This window comes from Brucella tritici, from assembly GCF_902825325.1.
Taxonomy (GTDB): domain Bacteria; phylum Pseudomonadota; class Alphaproteobacteria; order Rhizobiales; family Rhizobiaceae; genus Brucella.
The window spans coordinates 201,219-224,837 of record NZ_CADEAR010000008.1 but is presented as its reverse complement, the minus strand read 5'-3'; the positions used below and the strand labels follow the sequence as shown (position 1 = coordinate 224,837).

Sequence of the window (23,619 nt, the reverse complement as noted above, 5' to 3'; positions counted from 1 at the left end):
ATGGCTGATCTTTCAACGAACTTCCTCGGCATCAAGTCTCCAAACCCGTTCTGGCTGGCTTCGGCTCCGCCGACCGACAAAGCTTACAATGTCGAACGGGCTTTCAAGGCTGGCTGGGGTGGCGTGGTCTGGAAAACGCTGGGGGCTGAAGGCCCGCCGGTGGTCAACGTCAATGGTCCGCGTTATGGCGCGATCCATGGTGCCGACCGGCGCCTGCTGGGTCTCAACAATATCGAGCTGATCACCGACCGGCCGCTGGAAGTGAACCTGCGTGAAATGAAAGAAGTGAAGATGCGCTGGCCCGACCGCGCACTGATCGCCTCGATCATGGTGCCTTGCGAAGAAGAAGCATGGAAAGCAATCCTGCCACTGGTGGAAGAAACCGGCGCAGATGGCATTGAGCTGAACTTCGGCTGTCCGCACGGCATGAGCGAACGCGGCATGGGTGCGGCTGTTGGCCAGGTGCCGGAATATGTCGCCATGGTCGTCAAGTGGTGCAAGCAATATAGCCGGATGCCAGTGATCACCAAACTGACGCCGAACATCACTGATATTCGCAAGCCCGCACGCGGTGCCCATGCTGCGGGTACGGATGCCGTGTCGTTGATCAACACCATCAATTCCATCGTGTCGGTCGATCTCGACAGCATGTCGCCGGTCCCATCCATTGATGGTCGCGGGAGCCATGGCGGCTATTGCGGCCCGGCAGTGAAGCCGATTGCGCTCAACATGGTGGCGGAAATTGCGCGCGACCCTGAAACGCATTGCCTGCCGATTTCAGGCATTGGCGGGATTACCACATGGCGCGATGCAGCCGAATTTATCGCGCTCGGCTGCGGCACGGTTCAGGTCTGTACCGCTGCTATGACCTATGGCTTCAAGGTCGTTGAAGAAATGATCGACGGTCTTTCCGACTGGATGGATAGCAAAGGCTATCAGACGCTCGATGATTTCCGTGGCATGGCTGTGGGGCATGTCAGCGACTGGCAATATCTCAACCTCAATTATGTCACCAAGGCGCGGATCGATCAGGATCTCTGCATCAAATGCGGGCGTTGCCATATTGCCTGCGAGGACACCTCGCATCAGGCAATCACCAATCTGGTGAATGGTGCGCGGCACTTTGAGGTCATCGATGAGGAATGCGTTGGCTGCAATCTTTGCGTCAATGTCTGCCCGGTCGAGGATTGCATCACCATGGAGCAGATCGGTGATTTCGATCCGCGCACCAAGGCACCGATCCCGGCACAATATGCCAACTGGACGACCCATCCGAACAATCCGATGGCCGTGAAAGAGGCTGCGGAATAGAGCGCATCCCGAAAAGTGAGAACCGGTTTTCGGATAAGATACGCGTAAAACAAATATCAAAAACGCCGGGCAAAAGCCCGGCGTTTTTCATTGCTGACAGATGATTTAGCGACTGACGCGTTTACCTTTTTCCGGCTCAAACACATGGCTTGTTGCCGGATCAACCGCAATGGTCAGCACATCGCCGGAACGCACCGTCAGGCGCTCGCGGAACAGACAGGTAACCGGCTGATCGCCGAGCTTGCCCATAACCATGATTTCCGAACCGGTCGGCTCAACGATTTCGACTGTGACCGGCACGCCGTTATCGGCAATCTTCATGTGCTCAGGGCGCATACCGTAAACGGCCTTGCCCGAAAGACTTGAATAATCGCCTTCAGGCAGCGGCAGACGGATGCCGCCATCAGCCACAAACGAACCTTCTTCGATCTTGCCATTGACGAAGTTCATCGATGGCGAACCAATGAAGCCAGCGACAAACATATTGGCCGGACGATCATAAAGATCGAGCGGCGCACCGATCTGCTCCACCAGACCATCGCGCATGACAACGATCTTGTCGGCCATGGTCATGGCTTCGATCTGATCGTGGGTCACGTAAATCGTGGTGGTCTTGAGACGCTGATGCAGGCCCTTGATCTCGCCGCGCATCTGCACGCGCAGCTTGGCGTCAAGATTGGAGAGCGGTTCGTCAAACAGAAACACCTGTGGATCGCGAACAATCGCACGCCCCATAGCCACACGCTGGCGCTGACCGCCGGAAAGCTGGCGGGGGAAGCGGTCGAGCAGCTTGTTGAGGCCGAGGATTTCTGCTGCACGATTGACACGGCTGTCGCGTTCTTCCTTCGGCGCGTTTTTCAGCATGAGCGCGAAGCCCATATTGTCGGCCACCGTCATATGCGGATAGAGCGCATAGTTCTGGAACACCATGGCGATATCGCGTTCCTTGGCGCGCAGATCATTGACGACGCGCGGGCCAATGGCGATTTCACCATCGCTGATTTCCTCAAGCCCTGCGATCATGCGCAGAAGCGTGGATTTTCCACAGCCCGACGGGCCGACCAGTACGACAAATTCGCCGTCCTGAATATCCACGGACACGCCGTGCAACACGCCGACATTGCCATATTTCTTGATTGCATTTCGGATGGATACAGATGCCATCTTGAACCTCAACTCTTATTTGACGGCGCCTGCAGTCAGACCAGCAACGATCTGGCGCTGTGCGAAAACGGTTAGCAACAGGACCGGCAATGTCACCACAAGCGCCGCGGCGGCAAGTGGCCCCCAACTGACCTGTTCAAAGGACAGCATGTTGTAAACTGCGACCGGCAGGGTGCGTGTCTCGCGGCTTGCGAGCACGATGCCGAAAACGAAATTGTTCCACGAGAAGATCACCGCGAGGATGAGCGACACCACAACGCCGGGTTTGGCAATCGGGAGTGCAACTTTCATGAACACCTGCCACGAGGAAGCGCCATCGATAATGGCTGCTTCTTCAAGCTCCATCGGTGTTGTCTCGAAATAACCGATCATGATCCAGATCACGATTGGAACGGTGACGACCAGATGGATGATGATCTGCGGCCAGAGTGTACCGAGCAGACCCAGCGTCTGGAACAGCAGGAACAGCGGAATCAGGTAAGAAAGACCCGGCGTCATACGTGCAATCATGATGACGATTGCCGATTTATGCGCCTTGAGCCGTGCGATGCCATAGCCTGCCGGAACACCAACCAGCAGCGCAAGCAATGTCGCCATACCGGTCACGAGAAGGCTGTTCCAAAAGTAGAGCAGGAAGTCGTTGGCCGCAAAGATATCGGTGTAGTTCGACCAGGCAAAGCGTTCCGGTATCAGGATCGGCGGGTAAGCACCGTTGTCGATTTCGTATTTCAGCGAAAGCGACAGCATCCAGACGAAGAAGAAGATTGCCGGCGACACGATGATGAACACAAGAAGTGCAGTGCCAAGCTTTGAAAGAATAGACTTGCTTGCCATGACCGGTCCTTAAGCGTTCCACTTGGTCCGTTGGCGCAGCGCCAGAAGAACCAGTGACATGGCGATAATGACAATGAAGAACACCACGGCAATCGCCGATGCGTAGCCAATGTCGTAATAGGAAAACGCCACGTTATAGAGATAGATATTGATCGTTTCCGACGCTGTTCCGGGACCGCCCTGCGTCATCGCATAAATGATGTCGAAACTTTTTAGCGCATCGATCGAGCGGATGATGACAGCCACCATGATGAAGGGCAGGATCATCGGAAGGGTGATGTAGCGGAATTTCTGCCAGCCATTTGCACCATCGATTTCCGCGCTCTCAAACGGATCGCGCGGCATGGAGGCAAGGCCACCCAGCACGATCAGCATGACAAGCGGCGTCCACTGCCAGGTTTCAACAGCCACCAGTGACGGGATAACCGTGTTCTGATTGAATATCCATTCCTGCGGTGGAATGCCGATCAGCGACAGAAGATAGTTCAGAACGCCGAGCTGCGGGTGATACATCATCGTCCAGACCAGCGCGACCGCCACCGGCGTTGCCATCATCGGCATGACAAAGATGCCGCGCAAGAGCCCGCGCATTGGCAGCTTGCTGTCAAAGACCAGCGCTGCGATCGTGCCTAAAACCATCGGAGCCACGACCGACAGAACCGTATAGACAACCGTATGCCACATGGATTCCCAGAAGCGCATGTCGGCTGCAAGACGCAGATAATTGTCGAAGCCGACAAAGCTCTGCTCTCCACCAAGCTGCCACTGGTTGGTACTCATCCAGAGTGTAAACACCCATGGGAAGACGATCACCGCCCCGACGGTGATCAAGGCTGGAAGAACAAACGGCCAGTAGCTCGGCCGCAAGCGGCTCTTGCCAGTCTTGGTGGAGGAAGCTGCATTGGCAGCAGCTCCCGTTTTTGCTCCTGTCGGGGCGGCAGATGTCATTTTCCTTCGCTCCGTGCGAGGACCGGACGGAATTCCTCCGTCGCGCGTTTCATTTCAGCTTCTGCGTCCGCACCGTTCAGAAGATTGGTAAGGCCGACCCCGATGATGTCGCGGAATTCCGTGACTGGCACGATGACCGGCAGGCAGAGCTGGCTGATCGGGGCAGACTTCGAGAGAGCTTCCACCCAGCCTTCCGGCATGGTGACGCCCTTGCGCACGGCCTCATCGTCGATGACCGACTTGCGGAACGGAACGCCCGATCCCGACTGCAACAGGCGGGCACCCATTTCCTTGGAAATGGCCCACTGGCAGTAAAGATATGCGGCTTCCTTGTTCTTGGAGGCTTCGGTCACGCCGATGCCATCGCCTGTCGTCGGTGCTGCCTGGGCATTCGGGCCGGCTGGCATGACACCATAGCCAACCTTGCCGACAACGCGCGACTTGTTCGGGTCTTCGAGCGGTGGCGCAAAACCGATACCGTCGAGCCACATGCCGACACGACCCTGCAGGAAGTTCGACTGGCATTCAGCCCAGTTGAAGCCTGCAACACCGGGAGGTGCCGATTTGGTCATCAGGCGCTGATAGAGCTTGGCGGCTTCAATGCCTTCAGCCGAGTCAGTCTGTAGATTGCCATCCGCATCAACCGACTGCTTGCCATAGCCGAGCAGAAGGCTGGTATAGACCGGGGCATTGGCATTCTTCATGCCCCGCGCGACGAAACCATAGGTGTTGGTCGATGGATCGGTGAGCGCTTCAGCGGCTGCGACCAGCTCTTCGAAGGTCTTCGGGAATTCGATGCCCTTTGCGGCAAAGAGCTCCTTGTTCCAGTAGATGATCCAGTAATCGACCGAGAATGGCAGTGCGCCGAAACGGCCATTGGCATCCTTGGCGAAGGTCAGACCAGCGCTTGCGAAATCATCTTCCGTCAGCGACGCCTCGGTCAGCGTTGGGTCCTTCAGGAACGGATTGAGGTCGGCAAGCCAGCCACCCTTTTCAAACTGGCGCTTTTGAACGTGATAGCTGATATGGATGACGTCGAAGCTCGGACGGCCAGACGTCAGCTCGATCACCGCTTTCTGGCGCTGCTGCTGTTCCGGCATCTGTTCGGAATGCACCTTGATGCCAGTGAGCTCTTCAAATTCCTTCTGGTATTTCTGAAGAATTTCTCCTCGCGGGCTCTTGATGAGGTTTACTTCAAGCGTGGTCCCGGCAAATTTCTTCCAGTCGACTTTCGACTGGGCGAAAGATGGGCTGATACCCGTCATACCAGATGCAGCGATTGCTGCTGATCCCGCCAGAAACTGGCGACGTGTTGGACGTAATAGATTCATTACATGCTCCTCCCCTATCCTTCTTCCGGCCTGGCAACTCCTCTTGCCCGGCCCTGGTTATTAAATCTGCAAAGCCAGCTTGCGCGCATTGTTGATGTGAACGGCGATGGCATCCATGGCTGTCTGCGGATCGCGTGTTTCAATAGCAGCAAGCACAGCCAGATGCTCCTGCATGACCGGGATAACACGTCCGGTGATGCGGAAACGCTCCTGATTGATCAGACGCATCTTGATGGTGTTCGTCTGATAGGCACGCCAGATGATTTCATTGTCGAGCGAGCCGACAATCGTATCGTGCAGGCTCCAGTCGATATTCTGCGCCCGTTCTTCAAGCTCCGGCGTTTCGCCTTCTGCCTTTGCACGCTCCAGCGTTTCCTCATGCTCCGCACGCAATGAACGCAGTAACTCGTCGGAAGCCGACTGACAAAAAATCGCAACCGACTCTTTCTCGATGAAAAGCCGGAACTGAAACGCTTCACGGATCAGATTGAGGTCAATATGGGCGATCTGGAGCCCGCGCTGCGGCACGGTCTTGATAAGACCTTCCGCTTCAAGACGCGGGATCAGTTCGCGGATAGCTCCCAGCGGCAAGCCCGTCATGGTGACGAGCTGGCGCTGTGAAACGAACTGGCCCGGATGGAAATCGCGCGCCAGCAAATGCTGGGTGAAGCTCTGATAAGCCTTATCCCGCAGTTTCACCGGTTCGTTATGATCTTCCGCCAAAGCCGTTCCCCTCCATCCTCCAAGGCTTATGCCGCCCTCAAGCTGCTTTTGCCATATGCAGACGGTCGAATACACTGCCAATTGCATCGAATTCCGCATCATTCAGCGAAATCAGCGGCGCACGTACACGACGCCATTCCTTGTCACCCGTATGACGCGCCACCATGGCCTTGACCGCAGGCGTTACGGGATAGTTCAGCAACCGCTGCACGGCATCGACCAGTTCGGCATCATCCTGACCGTCATTGATCATGCGCAGCAGGCGGTGCGGGAACAGATTTGCCATGCCGGAAATTGCGCCTTGCCCACCAAGACGGACACCAGCTGCAAGATCGCGCTCATCGCCGATCAGGATCGCAATGTCCTTGTGGGCTGCAAGCAGCTTTTCCGTATAGGCCCAATTACCGGACGAATCCTTCACGCCCGTAATAATGTCACCGAAAGCCGCACGCAGACGACCGATGAGATCGACCGACAGTTCAACCGCAGTCACCGACGGAATATTGTAGAGAATGATGCTGCGCGCATCTTCGCCCAAACCTTTGAAGACTGCCGAGAACCAGTCGAACAGGCCCTCATCAGAGAGGTTCTTGAAATAGGAAGGCGGTGCCAGAAGGATGGCCTTGCAGCCGCGACGCAACGCATCGCCTGCCTGAAGAACCGCATCGGCAACCGAGTTCTCCATAACGCCAACAACGATATTGCCTGCAGGAAAGCCCTGCGCGATAAACGCATCAAGAAGGGCGGCGCGCTCGGCATCGGCAATCGACGAACCTTCGCCGGTCGTGCCGAACAGGGTTACGCTTGAGCAGCCATTATCAAGGCGTGCGCGTGCGTGCTTCAGCGCACGGCTGACATCGATTTTGCCATCTGCATCGAATGGCGTCGTGAGCGCTGCAGAGAGCCCGAAGCGCTCCTGCCCGGAATTGTTATGTGCCAAAACTGGCTCCTCCCAAATTTGAACTTTAAGTTTGCACATACTAACATGTTAGTAAAGAGTCAATTCGAGTTCAGTGTGCAATCGCGTCATTTTGGGGGAAGGATTTAGAGATTATCGGACTGGAACAATGCCGGTTTCAATGAAGGAAACAACTTCGGCCTGACTTGGTGAACCAGCGCGTCCACCAAAGCGCGCGCATTTGATGGCGGCAGCGGCATTGGCAAAACGGATGATGTCGGCAATCTTCCTGCCCTCAACCAGACCATGCGCGAAAGCGCCATGGAACACATCGCCCGCAGCCAGCGTATCGACTGCATCGACCTTGAAACCGGCCACATGGGAAACAGGCTTGCCAGCACCTTCCGCCCAATAGCAGCCATCTGCGCCACCAGTAACAGACGTGAAAACATCATAGCGATTGCTGAGAATGCGTACACATTCACGCAAATCAGGGGTGCCTGCAACGCTGATTGCAGCAGGCTCCGATGCAACGATATGAGTTGCAAGTGGCAGCAGCGTTTCCAGCAATTCTACGGGTGCGGTATCGGCATCCAGAATCGCCGGAATACCTGCATCGCGTGCCGCACGCAGCGCCGTTTCAGCAGCCCATGGCCAGCGAACATCGGTCATGACGGCAGCATAGGCTCCTGCCGTAATCGGCGGCACCGGATCAGATGGACTTGCAAGCCTGCGATCATAAAACGGCACGATGATGCGCTCACCATTCGCATCGACAAGGATCGAAGAAAATGCCGTGCGCGCGCCTTCCAGCCGCCGGATATAGGCACAATCAATGCCTTCGGCTTCAAGCTCTGCAACAGCGCGATCACCCACCGGATCAACCCCGGCAGAAGCCCAGAGCGCCACATCACCGCCAAGCCGGGCAATCGCAGCGGCTGCACTTGAAGCCATGCCGGCTGCGATTTCCACGGCTTCGCGCGGCAGATATTTACCTGCCGCGTGTGGGAGTTCAGCAAGGCGGAGAATGGTGTCCATGGTGAGGGCACCAACGCAGAGAATTTTGGAAGTCATGATTAGGAAATGAGACCTTCCGAGCGAAGCGTCGTCCAGAATTCACCCGGGATCGACTGCTCGAACCAGACGACATTCTGCCTGATCTGTTCCGGCGAACGAACACCGATCAGAATAGAGCTGACGGCCTCGTGCATCATCGGGAACTGCATGGCGGCAGCGGCGAGCGGCACATGATACTCATCGCAAATATCATGCAGGCGATTGGTGCGAGCAATGATTTCAGCAGGCGCGTCGGCATAATCGAACTTCTGTTCGCCGCCGCGCGGTGCAGCCAGAATACCGGAGTTGAACACACCGGCTATCACCAGCGCCATGCCACGCTTTTGTGCCAGCGGCAGAAATTCCTTTTCGGACACCTGATCGAGTAGCGAATAGCGGCCAGCCAGAAGCGAACAATCAAGATCAGCCTCGTCGAGCGCATCGCGAATGACCTGCCATTCATTCACACCAAGACCAAAACCCTTGATATTGCCTGCCGCGCGCAACTCGGTCAGCGCACGGAAACCACCGCCTTTGGTCAGCGCATTCCAGTGAAGTTCGTGTCTGTCGCCATGGGTCACGCGACCAATATCATGAACATAGAGAAGATCGATTTCCGGAAAGCCAAGACGCTGCTGGCTGTCATCGAAGCTCCGCATGATGCCATCATAGCTGTAGTCAAAAACCTCGCGAAAATTGAGGCCATTGTGCCAGCCCGAATCGAACGGATTTTTCGGCAGTGGCGGAGGTAAGGTACGACCAGCGCGCTCATTGGCCATCAAGCGCCCGACCTTCGTTGAGACAACAGCACGCTCGCTCTTTTCGCGCAGCATGTCGCCAAGAAGGTGTTCGCATCGGCCATAGCCATACATCGGCGCGCTGTCGAAATAGCGGATACCACTGCTCCAACCGGCTTCCAGCAATGCGTCCGCGTCAGCACGGGAAACAGGCGCATAAAGCCCACCCAAAGGTGCAGTACCCAGACCAAGCGCGGTTACGGTCAGGCCGGTGCGGCCAAGCGCCCGCTTCTCGGATGCCTTTAATTGCATGGGTATTTCCTCCATCGCGGCACGCAGAATGCCGCACTCCGTTTTCGCGCATCTTGTTCCGAAAACCGCTTCGCACTTTTCGGGATGCGCTGCCTCTTCCAGCGATTGATAGGAGCAAGCTTGCAGAAGCGCAATCGGAAAAGCATGCGCATGCAAACAGTCCATTCACTCGCAAATAAACCGCTCTTGACAGCCTTGAATTCCTGCCGATATTACTATGATGTCAGACCAATTTTAAAACCAATAAGGGAACCAGGTCTGATCTGATTGCGCTTCAAGTTTCTAGGCCAGTCTGTGAAGTGGAGGCAGGATGAAAGATCGCAGGCTGCTGCAGATTGCGCCATTACCGCCGATGGATCGCGCCCGGCAGGTAACGGACGCGCTCGCCAATTATATCGCGACAGCGCATCTTCAGGCCGGAGACCGCCTCCCCGCAGAGCGCGAACTGATGGCAGCACTCGTAGTCGGTCGTTCCACCATTCGCGAAGCAATCCGACACTTTCAGGCGCTGGGTGTGATCGAAGCCCGCAAAGGCAGCGGCACGTATCTGCTGAAGCCGATTTCGGCGGCAACCATCCACATGCCGCTTTCATTCGACCCCGCGCAATTGCGCGATGCATTGCTGCAATCGCTTGAAGTGCGCCGTGGTATCGAAGCCGAGGCCAGCATGGTCGCCGCCCGCAAACGCACGGCAGAAGACCTCGTTATCATCGAACGCAACCTCGATGAGATGGAGCGCGTTCATATCGCGGAAGGCACGTCAGGTCCGGAAGATCTGGCGTTTCACCTCGCCATTTATGACGCGACTCATAATCCGCTTTTCAGACAATTGCTCGAACAGATGCGCGAAGCCTTCTTGCACTTCTGGGATCATCCGTTCGAGCGGATCGACTTCGCGCGGCGAACCTTTCCGTTCCACCGCACGCTCTTTAACGCCATCGTGGCTCAGGACCCTGAAGCCGCTCGGCAGGAAACACTCAAAATCCTCGACATTGTCGAGGAAGACATCAAGGAAATGTCCAAATGACTGACGGGATGGATCCGCTGGATTTCGCAGCGCTTACGGTTGCCCACGATGAAGGCAATGCTTTCGACGCCGTGGTTCCGCCCATCGTGCAGACATCACTTTTCACCTTCCCAAGCTATGACGACATGGTCGCCTCCTATCGCGGCGAAAAGGTTCGCCCGATCTACACGCGCGGCCTGAACCCGACCGTACGGGCATTTGAAGAAATGCTGGCGAAACTTGAAGGCGGCGAAGACGCGCTGGGGTTTGCCAGCGGCATGGCTGCGATCTCCTCAAGTGTTCTGGCATTTGTTAAGCCGGGTGATCGCATTGTTGCCGTGCGCCATGTCTATCCAGATGCGTTCCGCCTGTTCGGCACCATTATGAAGCGCATGCAGGTGCAGGTAGACTACGTCGATGGCCGCGACGAGGAAGCGGTCGCAAAAGCCCTGCCCGGTGCAAAGCTCTTCTACATGGAAAGCCCGACAAGCTGGGTTATGGAAGCCCATGATGTCGGCGCCTTGGCAACGATTGCCAAGCAGCATGGCGTGCTGAGCATCATCGACAACAGCTGGGCCAGCCCGATCTTCCAGCGCCCGCTGTCGCTTGGCGTTGATCTCGTCGTGCATTCAGCATCGAAATATCTTGGCGGCCATAGCGATGTCGTGGCCGGTGTCGTGACTGGCTCGAAAGAGCTGATCAATGCAATCCGCGCAGAAACATATCCATATCTTGGCGGCAAGCTTTCACCATTTGATGCGTGGCTTCTGGTGCGTGGTATGCGCACTTTGCCAACACGCATGAAGGCGCATGAGGCTTCGGCACTGGAAATTGCAAAACGCCTTCAGGCGCTGGATGTGGTTGAGACCGTCTGCCACCCGGCACTTGCCAATCGTCTGCCGGCGGGTCTCAAGGGTACGTCCGGTCTGTTCTCGGTCATCTTCCGGGAAGGCGTGAACATTCGCGAATTCTGCAATCATCTCGATCTGTTCAAGCTCGGCGTGAGCTGGGGCGGACATGAAAGCCTGATCGTACCAGGCGAAGTCGTGCTGCAGCAGAAAGCACAGCCAAATTCAGCACATACGTTCGGCATCGACCCGCGCTCCGTGCGCCTGCATGTCGGACTGGAAGGAACGGAAGCGCTGTGGCGGGATATTGAAGGAGCGCTCACAGCATCGACCGAATAACGAAAATCCAGTGAGGAGCAATAAGGGGAACTGCAATGAAAAAACTAATAGCAGCCGCATTCGCAACCATGCTTTTGAGCGGTACGGCGCTTGCCGATACCACGCTGAAGCTTGTTGAAGTCATCACCAGCCCGGAGCGCACAAAGACGCTCGAATCCATCGTTGCCAAGTTTGAGGCAGCCAATCCGGGCACCAAGGTCGAGATCATCTCGCTGCCATGGGGCGAATCCTTCCAGAAATTCGCAACCATGGTTTCGGCTGGCGAAATTCCCGACGTCATGGAAATGCCGGACACCTGGGTTTCGCTCTATGGCAACAACGGCATGTTGGAGAACCTCGAACCTTATCTCGAAAAGTGGGAAACCACTCCAGACCTGACCGAACGTGCGCTTGAGCTTGGCCGAAGCGTCAACAACACAGCCTATACGCTGCCTTACGGCTTCTATCTGAACGCCATGTTCTACAACAAGAAACTGCTTAGCGAAGCCGGCGTCTCCGAGCCGCCGAAGACGATGGACGAATTTGTTGAAGCTTCCAAGAAGATCGCAGCCCTTCCCGGCAAATCCGGTTTCTGTATGCGTGGTGGTCCCGGCGGCCTCAATGGCTGGGTGATTTTTGCTGCATCCATGGCGGGCAACAACAAGTTCTTCAATGAAGACGGCACCTCGACCATGAACAGCGAAGGCTGGAAAAAGGGCATCACCTGGATGGTCGATCTTTACAAGAACGGCCTTGCACCAAAGGACAGCGTCAACTGGGGCTTCAACGAAACCGTTGCCGGTTTCTATAGCGGCACCTGCGCCTTCCTCAACCAAGACCCGGATGCACTGATCGCCATTGCCGAGCGCATGAAGCCGGAAGATTTCGGCGTTACCATCATGCCGAAGGGTCCGGATGGCAAGACCTTCCCGACCATCGGTTTTGCCGGATGGTCAATGATGAGTGGAAGCAAGAACAAGGATCTTTCCTGGAAGCTGATCTCGATGCTGGAAGGCCCGGAAGGCAACATCGAATGGAACAAGCGCACCGGTGCATTGCCGGTTCTCAAATCCGCTCAGAACGATCCGTTTTATAGCGGCGAGCAGTTCAAGGGCTGGTTCGATGAACTGGCTGACAAGAACGTCGTTCCAACCGTCATGCCGACCTATCTGGAAGAATTTGCCTTCTTCAAGGATTCGCTCGTCATCAAGACCTCGCAGGAAGCGCTTCTCGGCGACATTACGCCAGACCAGCTCGCCGACCAGTGGGCAGAATATCTGACCAAGGCGCAGCAGAAGCACCTTTCAAAGCAATAGCACCATGAACAGCTTGCAGGCGTGGAACAACCGCGCCTGCAAAGCGAATGATGCAGCCCCGCGAAGGGAAAAATGATGAATGACACCGCTTCCATAAAGGCCCCGGTGCGCAAAGAAGTGCCGAGTGAAAAGCAGGACCGCCGCAGCTTTTTGCAGCGACTTGCGCACGCCTCCGAACCTTATCTCTACAGCGCCCCCGCACTGATCCTCATCGGCGCCATCATGCTGGTTCCGCTGATCCTCGGCGTGTCCTATGCCTTTCGCGATATCCAGTTGCTCAATCCGTTTTCCGGAGGCTTTGTCGGGCTTGATCACTTCAGCGAGCTTGCGACCGATCAGGCTTTCTATCGTTCCTTGAAAAACACGCTCTGGTGGACCGGTTGCTCGGTGCTGCTGCAATTCGTGTTCGGGCTTATTCTTGCCCTGCTGCTCGACAAGCCATTCGCTGGACGCGGGCTGGCACAGGCGCTGATCTTCCTGCCATGGGCTGTGCCGACTTTCCTCACCGGTCTTAACTTTGCGTGGCTGTTTAATCCGGTGATCGGCCCACTGCCGCACTGGCTGCATGCAATCGGCCTTCTAAGCGCGCCAGACAACATCCTGTCCGACCCTAATCTGGCCATGTGGGGCATCATTACCGCAGGTGTGTGGTGGGGTATTCCGTTCTTTGCCATCACCATGCTGGCCGCTTTGCAGGCTATCCCGCGCGATCTTTATGAAGCAGCAGCGATCGATGGCGCTGGCCCCGTCCAGCGTTTTCTCTCGATCACGCTTCCCTATCTTGCGCCAACCATGGCCATCACCATTTTGCTGCGCACCGTCTGGATTGCCAACAGTGCCGATCTGATCGTCGTGATGACCGGCGGTGGCCCTGCCGACCGGACCCAGATCGTCGCCAGCTATATCTTCACGCAAGCCTTCAAACGGCTCGATTTCGGCTATGCCTCGGCGATTGCGATGGTCCTGCTCGTCTTGCTGATGGTCTATTCGATGCTCATTGTGCTGTTGCGCCAGACGCTTCTGAACAAGGATTGAGGCCATGACCAACCGTAAGCTCCTCCTTGTTGGCGCGCATCGCATTGCCATTCTGCTATTCGTCCTGTTTGCACTGTTTCCGATTTTCTGGCTGGTGAAGGTTTCCGTCACGCCCAATGATCTGCTTTACAGCGAAGGCGTACGGCTCTGGCCATCGCGCATGACGTTCGATCACTTCAGCCATGTGTTGAACAACAGCTCGTTTCCGCTGTTCTTCCGCAACAGCCTGATCGTATCCGGCTCGACCGCCATTATCGTTACGCTGCTGGCTTCGCTGTCCGGCTATGCGCTTTCACGTTTCAACTTCCGCGCCAAATACTGGATTGTGGCGCTGATGCTGCTGACGCAGATGTTTCCGCTCGTGATGCTGATCGCGCCAATCTACAAGATCATGGCACCGCTCGGTCTCACCAACAGCCTGATCGGCCTCATCATCGTCTATTCGGCATTCAATGTGCCTTTTGCCACCTTCCTGATGCAGTCGTTCTTCGACGGCATTCCGAAGGATCTCGAAGAAGCCGCCAAGATCGACGGCGCAACGCAGTTCATGGCTTTCCGCCAGATCATTCTGCCGCTGACCCTGCCCGGTATTGCTGCAACGCTCGGCTTTGTTTTCACCGCAGCGTGGAGCGAGCTTCTGTTCGCGCTGATGCTGATTTCCGGCAATGATTCAGCCACGTTCCCGGTTGGGCTTTTGAGCTTCGTCTCAAAATTCTCGGTCGATTTCGGACAGATGATGGCAGCGGGCGTGCTCGCGCTGATCCCGGCCTGTCTCTTCTTCTTCCTCATTCAACGATATCTCGTGCAGGGCCTCACGGCTGGCGCGGTCAAAGGCTGAAAGGATTTTTCCCTATGGCTTCCATCGATATTCAGTCAGTCCGCAAAAGCTATGGCGAACATGCTGTTCTGCACGGCGTTGATCTTGAGATCAAAGATGGCGAATTCATCGTGCTGGTCGGCCCGTCAGGCTGTGGCAAATCCACATTGCTGCGCATGATTGCAGGACTTGAAGACATCACCGCCGGTCAGGTGCAGATCAGCGGCAAGCGCGTCAATGAACTGGCACCCAAAGACCGCGATATTGCGATGGTCTTTCAGTCCTATGCGCTCTACCCGCATATGAGTGTCGCCGACAATATGAGCTACAGTATGCGGCTGCGTAAAACGCCGAAAGAGAAGATCGCAAGCGCCATCAAATCCACGGCCACCAAGCTCGGCCTTGAACCCTTTTTGGAGCGACGCCCCAAGGCATTGTCAGGAGGGCAGCGCCAGCGTGTTGCAATGGGCCGCGCCATCGTGCGCCAGCCAAAGGCCTTTCTGTTCGATGAACCGCTCTCCAATCTCGATGCCCGCCTGCGTGAGCAGATGCGTGCTGAAATCAAGAAACTGCATGGCGAGCTGAAAGCGACCTCAATCTATGTCACCCACGACCAGATCGAAGCCATGACCCTTGCCGATCGCATCGTGGCCATGCATGGCGGCGTGGTGCAGCAGGTCGGCCCTCCGCTTGAACTCTATGACCGTCCGGCAAACCTTTTTGTGGCGGGTTTCATCGGCTCACCAGCGATGAATTTTCTGGATGTTACCTACCAGGAACAAGACAGCAAAGCGCATCTGAGCCTCACGGACGGAACGCAGATCGCACTGGCATCGCCCATGTCCCTTGACGACGGAGACAGGGCGACACTCGGCATCCGACCAGAGCACGTGACTTTGGAGCAATCAGGTAATCTTCCGACGCATGTGGACCTCGTCGAGCCGACCGGCTTTGGTATTATCCTGCACCTCAGCCTGCATGGATTGCCGTTCAAGGTTTTCACGCTCGATCGCGATGCACTGCTCGCTGAAGGTACAGTTCACGTGAGTTTTCCAACTCAACACCTGCATCTGTTCGACAAGGACGGAAACCGTGTCGAGGCGCGAAGGACTTAGTAATCCTTCGCGAAACGCGCTTGAATGCTCTGTGACAGAAGCGCGACCGGACGCGTTGTGTCACCCGGCGGATTCCATAGAAGCTCTTCGATCTCGCTGGAAGCAACAGGCATCTGACCGTCTTTCAACCGGAGATGAAATAACTCCGCCTCGACCGTTGCATCGTCTTCGTTGGCGGCGGGTGCAGACATCTTTGCTGCGTAGCGCAACTGGCTCTCATCGATGCGAATACCAAGCTCTTCCTCAATCTCGCGGATGAGCGCAATTTCAGGCTGCTCGCCTGCATCGATCTTGCCGCCCGGCTGGAAGAATATATCGCTGCCGCGCTTGCGCACGAGAAGGAAACGGCCCGCCTCGTCGCGGACAATGGCTGCAGAAATTCGAATCGTTTTCATGATGACGAATTCTCGTTGCGTGGGCGAATGCCGTCAAGAATGATGGCGCTTACCGCTCTGGCCGTTTCATCATAAAACCCGGCCTCCTCCGAACGCGAACCCAGAACGGCACCGACCTGTACAGAGAAATCCGAGTAATGCTGTGTTACCGCCCAAATGGTGAAGATCAGATGATAGGGATCGACCGGAGCCAAGCGTTTTTCAGCAATCCATCGATGAATGACAGCCGCTTTTTCGTCGACCAACTGCTTCAGGTGCCCTTTGAGAAAGTCAGAAATCGCCGGAGCGCCATGCAGAATTTCATTGGCGAAAAGGCGCGAAGCTTCAGGCTTTCTCGCCGACATTTCCAGCTTCACGGCGATATAGCGGCGCAACTCTTCCAGCGGATCACCATCCGGATTAATGTGTTCGAAAGGCTCCAGCCAGGTAGCAAGCGTATCTTCCAGCACGGTGACGTAGATGTTCTGCTTGCGTGGGAAATAATAGAGCAGGTTCGGCTTGGACATGCCCGCCTTCTCGGCGATCTGATCGACCGTCGAACCGCGAAAGCCGTATGCGGAAAAAACCTCCAGAGCAGCATCGAGGATCAGCCTGCGATTTATACCCTGAATACGTGTCGCACCTTCCGATTTCTCGTTCGACATCTTCTCGGTTCCGACTGTGTCAGTCCGTGAGTCTGAAGGAGCTGTGGCCATTTGACACCTTTCAGCAGTGTAGAATTTTTCAAAAGCGCTTGACCATGTTCAAACGCTCTTCTAGCCTGCAATTTGACCAACTAGTCAAGTTTTTGCCCGCAAGGCAAGAATATTGTGGCCAAAGAGCCGGGTCGTGGGAACATATATTGGCGGGTGGATGCGGGCTAGCAGTATAATGGCTCGAATTTGAACGCACATACATAATGCGGAGGCAGAGCGCATGGTGCTCACCAGCAATCTTAGAGTCAACGGCGATCGTCTTTGGGACAGTCTGATGGACATGGCCCAGATAGGGCCTGGTGTGCGTGATGGTAACAACCGCCAAACCTTGACCGATGAAGACGGCGAAGGCCGCAAACTGTTTCAGAGCTGGTGCGAAAAATCCGGGCTTACCATGGGCGTGGACACGATGGGGAACATGTTCTTCACGCGCCCCGGCGAAGATGCCGACGCTGATCCGGTCTATATGGGCAGCCATCTCGACACGCAGCCGACGGGCGGTAAATTCGATGGCGTGCTGGGCGTTCTCGGCGGCCTCGAAGTCATGCGCACGCTCAACGACATGAATATCAAGACAAAGCGACCTATCGTCGTCGTCAACTGGACGAATGAGGAAGGCACGCGTTTTGCCCCGGCCATGCTCTCATCCGGTGTTTTTGCCGGTGTCCACGAGCAGGACTGGGCTTATCAGCGCACCGACGCCAAAGGCAAGAAATTCGGAGACGAACTGGAGCGCATTGGCTGGAAAGGCGATGAACCGGTTGGGCAGCGCAAAATCCATGCGATGTTCGAGCTTCATATTGAACAGGGGCCAATCCTTGAGGTCGAGCACAAGGACATCGGCGTCGTCACACACGGCCAGGGCCTGTGGTGGCTGCAGGTAACCTTGACCGGCAAGGAAGCGCATACCGGCTCTACGCCTATGAAGATGCGCAAGAATGCAAGCCTTGGCCTTGGCAAGATGCTGCAGCTCGTCAACGAAATCGCCATGTCTCACCAGCCGGATGCGGTGGGCGGCGTCGGCCATATCGACGTTTCACCCAATTCACGCAACGTGCTGCCAGGCCAGATCGTTTTCACGGTCGATTTCCGCTCGCCCAACCAAGATGTGCTGGACGACATGAAAACGCGGTTTGAAAAGGAAGCGCCGAAGATCGCCGAAGAACTGGGCATCGGCATCGAGATTGAAGTGGCCGGACATTTCGACCCGGTAACCTTTAATGATGGCTGCGTGGTGGCGATCCGCAACGCGGCGGAACGGCTCGGCTATAGCCACCGTAACATCGTTTCTGGCGCGGGCCACGATGCCTGCTGGGTCAACCGCGTAGCCCCGACTGCCATGGTCATGTGTCCATGCGTGGATGGGCTCAGCCATAATGAAGACGAGGATATTTCGAAGGAATGGGCGTCGGCGGGAACCGACGTGCTTCTGCATGCGGTATTGGAGACTGCTGAAATTGTAAGCTGATTTCACAACCATCCACTACTGCTACTGTTCGCAACAAAACCAAAAAGGGGAACGACGAACAATGGCAAAGGTCATCAAAGGCGGAACCGTCATCACGGCTGACCGCACCTTTAAAGCCGATGTTCTCATCGAAGGCGAAAAGATTGTTGCTGTCGGCGACAATCTCTCCGGCGATGAAGTCATAGATGCATCCGGCTGCTATATCATGCCGGGCGGTATCGACCCGCACACTCATCTGCAAATGCCCTTCATGGGCACCTATTCATCCGACGATTTCGACACCGGCACTGCGGCAGCCCTTGCCGGTGGCACGACGATGGTTGTGGATTTCGTTCTACCTGGACCGGAAGGCAATCTGCTCGACGCATTGCAGGAATGGTTCCAGAAGGCAGGCAAGGCCCGCACCGATTATTCTTTCCATATGGCGATCACCGGCTGGAGCGAACGCGCTTTCAATGAAATGCCGGAAGTGGTGAAACGCGGCATCAATACCTTCAAGCACTTCATGGCCTATAAGGGTGCGTTGATGGTGAATGATGACGAGATGTTCGCCTCGTTCCAGCGCTGTGCGGAGCTGGGCGCCATGCCGCTCGTTCATGCCGAAAATGGCGATGTCGTCGCGCAGTTGCAGGCCAAGCTCATGGCAGAAGGTAATGACGGGCCGGAAGCCCATGCCTATTCGCGCCCGCCGGAAGTGGAAGGCGAAGCGACCAATCGCGCGATCATGATTGCCGATCAGGCAGGTGTTCCGCTTTATGTCGTGCATGTTTCCTGCGAGCAGAGCCATGAAGCGATCCGCCGTGCCCGGCAAAAGGGTATGCGCGTGTTCGGCGAGCCTTTGATCCAGCATCTGACGCTTGACGAGAGCGAATATCATAACAAGGACTGGGATTATGCGGCACGCCGCGTGATGTCTCCGCCATTCCGTGACAAGCTCAATCAGGATAGTCTGTGGGCCGGTCTTGCGGCCGGAAGCCTGCAATGCGTTGCAACCGACCATTGCGCATTCACCACCGAGCAGAAGCGTTACGGCATCGGCAATTTCACCAAGATTCCGAATGGAACGGGCGGTCTCGAAGAACGCATGCCAGTGTTGTGGTCGCGCGGCGTGCGCACAGGACGCCTGACGCCAAACGAGTTCGTGGCTGTCACCTCGACCAACATTGCCAAGATCTTGAACATCTATCCGCAGAAAGGCGCAGTGCTGCCGGGAGCGGATGCCGATCTTGTCATATGGGACCCGGAGGCCACCAAGAAGGTTTCTGCAAAAACACAGCATTCCTCCATTGATTACAACGTGTTCGAAGGCTTTGAACTCAAGGGCCTGCCGAAGATGACGCTTTCACGTGGGCGTATCGCATTCGACAAGGGGCACGTCACGGCAGAGCCGGGCGACGGACGCTTCATTGAGCGCGAGCCGAATGGCCCGGTCAATCGTGCGCTGTCGCAATGGAAAGAAATCGTTGCGCCGCGCAAAGTGGAGCGCAGCGCCGAACATATGCCGATAGGGGTCTGAGACATGGCCATCGTCCAGCTTCGGGAACCGCGCATGAGTTTGAATGACAGCATGGCCCCGGAGAGGGGCGAGGCAAATGCGCAGGCAGTGATCGACATCAAAGACTTGTCGCTCGTCTTCGAGACGAATGATGGGCCGGTCCATGCGCTGTCCAACATTGATCTTGCCGTCAAGCGCGGCGAGTTCGTTTCCTTCATCGGACCTTCGGGATGCGGCAAGACCACGCTGATGCGCGTCGTGGCCGATCTGGAACAGCCCACATCAGGCTCCGTAACGGTGAACGGAAAGACGCCAGAACAAGCCCGCCTCGACCGATCCTACGGTTATGTATTTCAGGCGGCCGCTCTGTTTCCCTGGCGCACCATCGAAGACAATATCAGCCTGCCGCTGGAGATTATGGGGTTTTCCAAGGCCGAAAGGCGCGAGCGGATCGAAAAAAACCTCGCGCTCGTCAACCTGACGGGCTTCGGCAAAAAATATCCCTGGCAACTTTCCGGCGGCATGCAACAGCGCGCATCGATCGCGCGCGCCTTATCATTCGATCCGGACATGCTGTTGATGGACGAGCCTTTCGGCGCTCTGGATGAAATCGTGCGTGACCATCTCAATGAACAGCTTCTCAAGCTTTGGGCCGCTACCCGCAAAACTGTGATTTTCGTCACACACTCGATCCCGGAAGCGGTGTTTCTCTCGACCAAGATCGTTGTCATGAGCCCGCGACCGGGCCGCATTCATGAAATCATCGATTGCGATCTTGGCCCGGACAGGCCGCTTGAGATTCGCGAATCTGAAGCATTCCTGAAAATTGCCCATCGGGTTCGTGAGGGATTACGTCTGGGGCATATCCATGATTGAGGATACTCAGCAACCGCATCGTGCTGGAGATCGCCCATGAAAGGCTTTCTGCACGATAGATTCATTCCGGTGGCAACCATACTCGCCGTCATTATTGCGCTTTGGTACGGCCTGGCGGTGGTGCTCAACGTGCCGTTCGAGCGGGATCAGGCGACACGCGCAGGGACGGAAATCCCCTACTCGACGCTTGTTGCCAATACGATGCATCAGGACCGTCCGGTCCTGCCCGCACCGCATCAGGTAGCTGAAGAAATCTGGAAAACCGTCTTTGGAGTCAAGCCCAGTTCCAAACGCAGCCTGATCTATCACGGATGGGTCACCTTATCGTCCACCCTGCTCGGTTTTGTGCTGGGATCGGCACTGGGCGTTCTTCTCGCCGTGGGGATCGTTCATTCCCGCACACTCGACAAGAGCCTGATGCCATGGATCATCACCTCACAGACGATCCCGATCCTTGCCATCGCTCCGATGATTATCGTGGTGCTGAATGCCATTGGCATATCGGGCTTGCTGCCCAAAGCCATCATCTCGACCTATCTGTCTTTCTTCCCGGTCGCTGTCGGCATGGTGAAGGGGCTGAGGTCGCCTGATGTGATGCATCTCGACCTCATGCGCACCTACAATGCATCGAGATCGCAGGTGTTCTGGAAACTGCGCTGGCCTGCGGCCATGCCGTTCCTCTTTACATCGATGCAGATTGCCGTCGCGATCAGCCTCGTTGGCGCGATTGTCGGTGAATTGCCAACCGGCGCAGTCGCCGGCCTTGGTGCGCGGTTGCTCGCAGGTTCGTATTACGGCCAGACCGTGCAGATATGGGCAGCACTTGTTGCGGCAGCTCTGATGGCTGCGGTGCTGGTGGCGCTAATCGGTATCGCAGCACAGCTTGTGAACAGACGTATGGGCGTAAAACCGGAAAGGGCAGCCACATGATGACAGGCATCCTATCCGTCGCAGCGCTGATAGCAGTTTCATGGCTGCTTGTGGGCTGGGTCGCCAGTCTGAAGACCCGCAATCCTTTGGGCCAAAAGCTTTTGGATATCGCAGTGCCGGCGCTATTCGGCATCGCAATGCTGATGCTCTGGGAGGTAACCGTCCGGCTTTTCGCTATCCCTCAGGTTCTTCTGCCAGCACCATCGGCAATCTGGGCACGCATAGCGGCGTCCGTACCAATTCTCTGGGCGGATTTCAGGCAGACCTTTCTGAAGGCCGTCATTATCGGCTATGTCGCCGGATGCGGTCTCGGCTTTATAACCGCCATCGTCGCAGACCGGATTCCATTTCTGCGCAAGGGGTTGTTGCCGCTGGGTAATCTGGCCGCCGCACTTCCCATCGTGGGCGTCGCACCGATCATGGTGATGTGGTTTGGCTTCGACTGGCAATCGAAAGCTGCTGTGGTCATCATCATGACCTTCTTTCCTATGCTGGTGAACACGGTTGCGGGCCTTGCCAGTACCGGATCGATGGAACGGGACATGATGGAGACCTATGGCTCAAGCTACTGGCAGACATTGTTCAAGCTGCGTCTTCCAGCGGCCATGCCATTCATCTTCAACGCGCTCAAGATCAATTCCACCCTCGCGCTTATCGGAGCGATCGTGGCGGAGTTTTTCGGCACGCCGATTGTCGGCATGGGCTTCCGCATCTCTGCGGAAATCGGACGCATGAATGTGGATATGGTCTGGGCTGAAATCTTCGTAGCTGCTCTTGCGGGGTCGCTCTCATACGGGCTGATCGCGCTGATCGAGCGCAAAATGACATTCTGGCACCCTTCATACAGGAGGGCATAAGCCTGAATATTTGGCATCTGCAAAAATAAGGTGGACCAAAGTGCATTCCGAAAAGTGGGAACCGGTTTTAGGGCCAAATGCACACAATAAAAAAAGAACCAGAGGAGAACTGAAATGAAAAAGGCAATTTCTTTATGCCTTGGAACAGCCGGACTAGCGCTCGCGCTCATGAGCAGTTCGGCAATGGCAGCCGACAAGCTGACCTTGCAGCTCAAATGGGTGACGCAGGGGCAGTTTGCCGGTTACTATGTAGCCAAGGACAAGGGCTTCTATGAGGAAGAAAATCTCGATGTCGATATCAAGCCGGGCGGACCGGACGTCGCTCCACCGCAGGTAATTGCCGGTGGCGGCGCAGATGTTGTGGTTGACTGGATGCCGTCGGCACTCGCGACCCGCGAAAAAGGCGTCCCGCTCGTCAACATCGCTCAGCCCTTCAAGAAATCCGGCATGATGCTGACATGCCGCAAGGACACCAACATCACCAAGCCGGAAGACTTCAAGGGTCGCACGCTTGGTGTCTGGTTCGGTGGCAACGAATATCCGTTTCTTTCATGGATGAGCCATCTGAAAATTCCGACCGAAGGCGGCAAGGATGGCGTGACAGTTCTGAAACAAGGCTTCAACGTCGATCCGCTGATCCAGAAGCAGGCCGACTGCATTTCCACCATGACCTATAATGAATATTGGCAGGTGATCGATGCAGGCATTCCGGCTGATCAGCTCGTTGTCTTCCCATATGAAGAGCAAGGCGTCGCCACGCTGGAAGACGGGCTCTATGTGCTGGAAAAGAGCCTCGACGATCCGGCGATGGTCGACAAGCTGGCCCGCTTTGTCCGCGCATCGATGAAGGGCTGGAAATATGCCTCCGAAAATCCGGGGGAAGCCGCCGATATCATACTCGACAATGATGCTTCCGGCGCACAGACCAAGGAAGTTCAGGAGCGTATGGTCAAGGAAATCGGCAAGCTGGTTGACGGCTCCGATGGCACCCTTGATGTAGCGGCGGCTGACCGCACGGTGGAAACACTGCTTGGCGGCGGCTCCGATCCGGTCATCACCAAGAAACCGGAAGGTGCGTGGACCGCGAAGATAACAGACGCCATGAAGAAGTAAGCAGTTTAAAAATTGCGAAAA

The 23,619-nt window shown here is 56.1% G+C and carries 23 protein-coding genes; 13 read left to right on the top strand and 10 right to left on the bottom strand.

What is annotated here, in order from left to right; translation table 11 throughout:
* Entirely contained in the window at positions 1 to 1,311 is a 1,311-nt protein-coding gene (gene preA, locus HWX93_RS14105; protein ID WP_176037674.1) for an NAD-dependent dihydropyrimidine dehydrogenase subunit PreA, read from the top strand.
* A 105-nt stretch (positions 1,312 to 1,416) separates the two neighbouring features.
* Here the strand turns inward: preA and HWX93_RS14100 are convergent, their stop codons facing one another.
* From HWX93_RS14100 to HWX93_RS14065, 8 genes are all read right to left on the bottom strand, one after another.
* The gene (locus tag HWX93_RS14100) at positions 1,417 to 2,475 is read right to left on the bottom strand and encodes an ABC transporter ATP-binding protein (RefSeq protein WP_151554384.1); all 1,059 of its coding nucleotides are present in this window, start codon (positions 2,473 to 2,475) and stop codon (positions 1,417 to 1,419) included.
* 15 nt (positions 2,476 to 2,490) lie between these two features.
* Positions 2,491 to 3,309, bottom strand: a complete 819-nt coding sequence (locus tag HWX93_RS14095; RefSeq protein ID WP_151554385.1) for a carbohydrate ABC transporter permease — start codon at positions 3,307 to 3,309, stop codon at positions 2,491 to 2,493.
* A gap of 9 nt (positions 3,310 to 3,318) precedes the next feature.
* A complete protein-coding gene (locus HWX93_RS14090; protein WP_061344960.1) occupies positions 3,319 to 4,257 on the bottom strand; it encodes a carbohydrate ABC transporter permease in 939 nt (312 codons plus the stop codon).
* Entirely contained in the window at positions 4,254 to 5,588 is a 1,335-nt protein-coding gene (locus tag HWX93_RS14085) for an ABC transporter substrate-binding protein (RefSeq protein ID WP_061344959.1), read from the bottom strand. Before HWX93_RS14085 ends, HWX93_RS14090 begins: the two co-directional genes overlap by 4 nt.
* A gap of 60 nt (positions 5,589 to 5,648) precedes the next feature.
* Positions 5,649 to 6,311, bottom strand: a complete 663-nt coding sequence (locus HWX93_RS14080; RefSeq protein ID WP_151554435.1) for a GntR family transcriptional regulator — start codon at positions 6,309 to 6,311, stop codon at positions 5,649 to 5,651.
* 37 nt (positions 6,312 to 6,348) lie between these two features.
* The gene (locus tag HWX93_RS14075; RefSeq protein WP_151554388.1) at positions 6,349 to 7,251 is read right to left on the bottom strand and encodes a dihydrodipicolinate synthase family protein; all 903 of its coding nucleotides are present in this window, start codon (positions 7,249 to 7,251) and stop codon (positions 6,349 to 6,351) included.
* 111 nt (positions 7,252 to 7,362) lie between these two features.
* The gene (locus HWX93_RS14070) at positions 7,363 to 8,283 is read right to left on the bottom strand and encodes a PfkB family carbohydrate kinase (protein WP_176037673.1); all 921 of its coding nucleotides are present in this window, start codon (positions 8,281 to 8,283) and stop codon (positions 7,363 to 7,365) included.
* A 2-nt stretch (positions 8,284 to 8,285) separates the two neighbouring features.
* Positions 8,286 to 9,314 (bottom strand): aldo/keto reductase, encoded by a 1,029-nt coding sequence (locus tag HWX93_RS14065; protein WP_176037672.1) that lies wholly within the window; start codon positions 9,312 to 9,314, stop codon positions 8,286 to 8,288.
* A 310-nt stretch (positions 9,315 to 9,624) separates the two neighbouring features.
* Here HWX93_RS14065 and HWX93_RS14060 point away from each other — a divergent pair, with 310 nt between their 5' ends.
* The 6 genes from HWX93_RS14060 (at position 9,625) to HWX93_RS14035 (ending at position 15,769) form a co-directional block, all read left to right on the top strand.
* On the top strand, positions 9,625 to 10,341 hold the full coding sequence (locus HWX93_RS14060) for a FadR/GntR family transcriptional regulator (RefSeq protein WP_176037671.1): 717 nt from the start codon (positions 9,625 to 9,627) through the stop codon (positions 10,339 to 10,341).
* Positions 10,338 to 11,507 carry a PLP-dependent transferase gene (locus HWX93_RS14055; RefSeq protein WP_176037670.1) on the top strand — a complete coding sequence of 390 codons (1,170 nt, stop codon included), beginning with the start codon at positions 10,338 to 10,340 and terminating at the stop codon, positions 11,505 to 11,507. Before HWX93_RS14060 ends, HWX93_RS14055 begins: the two co-directional genes overlap by 4 nt.
* A gap of 35 nt (positions 11,508 to 11,542) precedes the next feature.
* Positions 11,543 to 12,802 (top strand): ABC transporter substrate-binding protein, encoded by a 1,260-nt coding sequence (locus tag HWX93_RS14050; protein ID WP_176037669.1) that lies wholly within the window; start codon positions 11,543 to 11,545, stop codon positions 12,800 to 12,802.
* Between the two features lie 75 nt (positions 12,803 to 12,877).
* Positions 12,878 to 13,837, top strand: coding sequence for a carbohydrate ABC transporter permease (locus HWX93_RS14045; RefSeq protein WP_176037679.1), 960 nt, complete (start codon positions 12,878 to 12,880; stop codon positions 13,835 to 13,837).
* A 4-nt stretch (positions 13,838 to 13,841) separates the two neighbouring features.
* Positions 13,842 to 14,675, top strand: coding sequence for a carbohydrate ABC transporter permease (locus tag HWX93_RS14040; protein WP_010658175.1), 834 nt, complete (start codon positions 13,842 to 13,844; stop codon positions 14,673 to 14,675).
* Between the two features lie 14 nt (positions 14,676 to 14,689).
* Positions 14,690 to 15,769, top strand: coding sequence for an ABC transporter ATP-binding protein (locus tag HWX93_RS14035; protein WP_176037668.1), 1,080 nt, complete (start codon positions 14,690 to 14,692; stop codon positions 15,767 to 15,769).
* On the opposite strand, the gene HWX93_RS14030 is transcribed toward HWX93_RS14035, so the two are convergent.
* Entirely contained in the window at positions 15,766 to 16,164 is a 399-nt protein-coding gene (locus HWX93_RS14030) for an NUDIX hydrolase (protein ID WP_109985986.1), read from the bottom strand. The two genes, HWX93_RS14035 and HWX93_RS14030, sit on opposite strands and share 4 nt — an antisense overlap.
* Complete coding sequence (rutR, locus tag HWX93_RS14025; protein WP_109985985.1) at positions 16,161 to 16,859, bottom strand: HTH-type transcriptional regulator RutR; 699 nt, start codon at positions 16,857 to 16,859, stop codon at positions 16,161 to 16,163. The genes HWX93_RS14030 and rutR overlap by 4 nt, the downstream gene beginning before the upstream one ends.
* Positions 16,860 to 17,079: 220 nt before the next feature.
* On the opposite strand from rutR, the gene HWX93_RS14020 reads away from it, so the two are divergent.
* The 6 genes from HWX93_RS14020 (at position 17,080) to HWX93_RS13995 (ending at position 23,598) form a co-directional block, all read left to right on the top strand.
* Positions 17,080 to 18,327: a Zn-dependent hydrolase gene (locus HWX93_RS14020; protein WP_176037667.1), complete on the top strand. Its 1,248-nt coding sequence runs from the start codon at positions 17,080 to 17,082 to the stop codon at positions 18,325 to 18,327.
* Between the two features lie 61 nt (positions 18,328 to 18,388).
* Complete coding sequence (hydA, locus tag HWX93_RS14015; RefSeq protein WP_109985983.1) at positions 18,389 to 19,843, top strand: dihydropyrimidinase; 1,455 nt, start codon at positions 18,389 to 18,391, stop codon at positions 19,841 to 19,843.
* 33 nt (positions 19,844 to 19,876) lie between these two features.
* Positions 19,877 to 20,698: an ABC transporter ATP-binding protein gene (locus tag HWX93_RS14010; RefSeq protein WP_109986259.1), complete on the top strand. Its 822-nt coding sequence runs from the start codon at positions 19,877 to 19,879 to the stop codon at positions 20,696 to 20,698.
* Positions 20,699 to 20,734: 36 nt separating this feature from the next.
* Entirely contained in the window at positions 20,735 to 21,628 is an 894-nt protein-coding gene (locus HWX93_RS14005; protein ID WP_109985982.1) for an ABC transporter permease, read from the top strand.
* A complete protein-coding gene (locus HWX93_RS14000) occupies positions 21,625 to 22,485 on the top strand; it encodes an ABC transporter permease (RefSeq protein WP_109985981.1) in 861 nt (286 codons plus the stop codon). Before HWX93_RS14005 ends, HWX93_RS14000 begins: the two co-directional genes overlap by 4 nt.
* A gap of 114 nt (positions 22,486 to 22,599) precedes the next feature.
* Complete coding sequence (locus HWX93_RS13995; protein ID WP_010658166.1) at positions 22,600 to 23,598, top strand: ABC transporter substrate-binding protein; 999 nt, start codon at positions 22,600 to 22,602, stop codon at positions 23,596 to 23,598.
* Positions 23,599 to 23,619: the final 21 nt, after the last annotated feature.

Bases quoted from the DNA above. Each gene is read 5' to 3' on its own strand.
- preA (WP_176037674.1), top strand. From the start codon at position 1: ATGGCTGATCTTTCAACGAACTTCCTCGGCATCAAGTCTCCAAACCCG.
- HWX93_RS14100 (WP_151554384.1), bottom strand. From the start codon at position 2,475: ATGGCATCTGTATCCATCCGAAATGCAATCAAGAAATATGGCAATGTC.
- HWX93_RS14095 (WP_151554385.1), bottom strand. From the start codon at position 3,309: ATGGCAAGCAAGTCTATTCTTTCAAAGCTTGGCACTGCACTTCTTGTG.
- HWX93_RS14090 (WP_061344960.1), bottom strand. From the start codon at position 4,257: ATGACATCTGCCGCCCCGACAGGAGCAAAAACGGGAGCTGCTGCCAAT.
- HWX93_RS14085 (WP_061344959.1), bottom strand. From the start codon at position 5,588: ATGAATCTATTACGTCCAACACGTCGCCAGTTTCTGGCGGGATCAGCA.
- HWX93_RS14070 (WP_176037673.1), bottom strand. From the start codon at position 8,283: ATGACTTCCAAAATTCTCTGCGTTGGTGCCCTCACCATGGACACCATT.
- HWX93_RS14065 (WP_176037672.1), bottom strand. From the start codon at position 9,314: ATGCAATTAAAGGCATCCGAGAAGCGGGCGCTTGGCCGCACCGGCCTG.
- HWX93_RS14060 (WP_176037671.1), top strand. From the start codon at position 9,625: ATGAAAGATCGCAGGCTGCTGCAGATTGCGCCATTACCGCCGATGGAT.
- HWX93_RS14055 (WP_176037670.1), top strand. From the start codon at position 10,338: ATGACTGACGGGATGGATCCGCTGGATTTCGCAGCGCTTACGGTTGCC.
- HWX93_RS14050 (WP_176037669.1), top strand. From the start codon at position 11,543: ATGAAAAAACTAATAGCAGCCGCATTCGCAACCATGCTTTTGAGCGGT.
- HWX93_RS14045 (WP_176037679.1), top strand. From the start codon at position 12,878: ATGAATGACACCGCTTCCATAAAGGCCCCGGTGCGCAAAGAAGTGCCG.
- HWX93_RS14040 (WP_010658175.1), top strand. From the start codon at position 13,842: ATGACCAACCGTAAGCTCCTCCTTGTTGGCGCGCATCGCATTGCCATT.
- HWX93_RS14035 (WP_176037668.1), top strand. From the start codon at position 14,690: ATGGCTTCCATCGATATTCAGTCAGTCCGCAAAAGCTATGGCGAACAT.
- HWX93_RS14030 (WP_109985986.1), bottom strand. From the start codon at position 16,164: ATGAAAACGATTCGAATTTCTGCAGCCATTGTCCGCGACGAGGCGGGC.
- rutR (WP_109985985.1), bottom strand. From the start codon at position 16,859: ATGGCCACAGCTCCTTCAGACTCACGGACTGACACAGTCGGAACCGAG.
- HWX93_RS14020 (WP_176037667.1), top strand. From the start codon at position 17,080: ATGGTGCTCACCAGCAATCTTAGAGTCAACGGCGATCGTCTTTGGGAC.
- hydA (WP_109985983.1), top strand. From the start codon at position 18,389: ATGGCAAAGGTCATCAAAGGCGGAACCGTCATCACGGCTGACCGCACC.
- HWX93_RS14010 (WP_109986259.1), top strand. From the start codon at position 19,877: ATGAGTTTGAATGACAGCATGGCCCCGGAGAGGGGCGAGGCAAATGCG.
- HWX93_RS14005 (WP_109985982.1), top strand. From the start codon at position 20,735: ATGAAAGGCTTTCTGCACGATAGATTCATTCCGGTGGCAACCATACTC.
- HWX93_RS14000 (WP_109985981.1), top strand. From the start codon at position 21,625: ATGATGACAGGCATCCTATCCGTCGCAGCGCTGATAGCAGTTTCATGG.
- HWX93_RS13995 (WP_010658166.1), top strand. From the start codon at position 22,600: ATGAAAAAGGCAATTTCTTTATGCCTTGGAACAGCCGGACTAGCGCTC.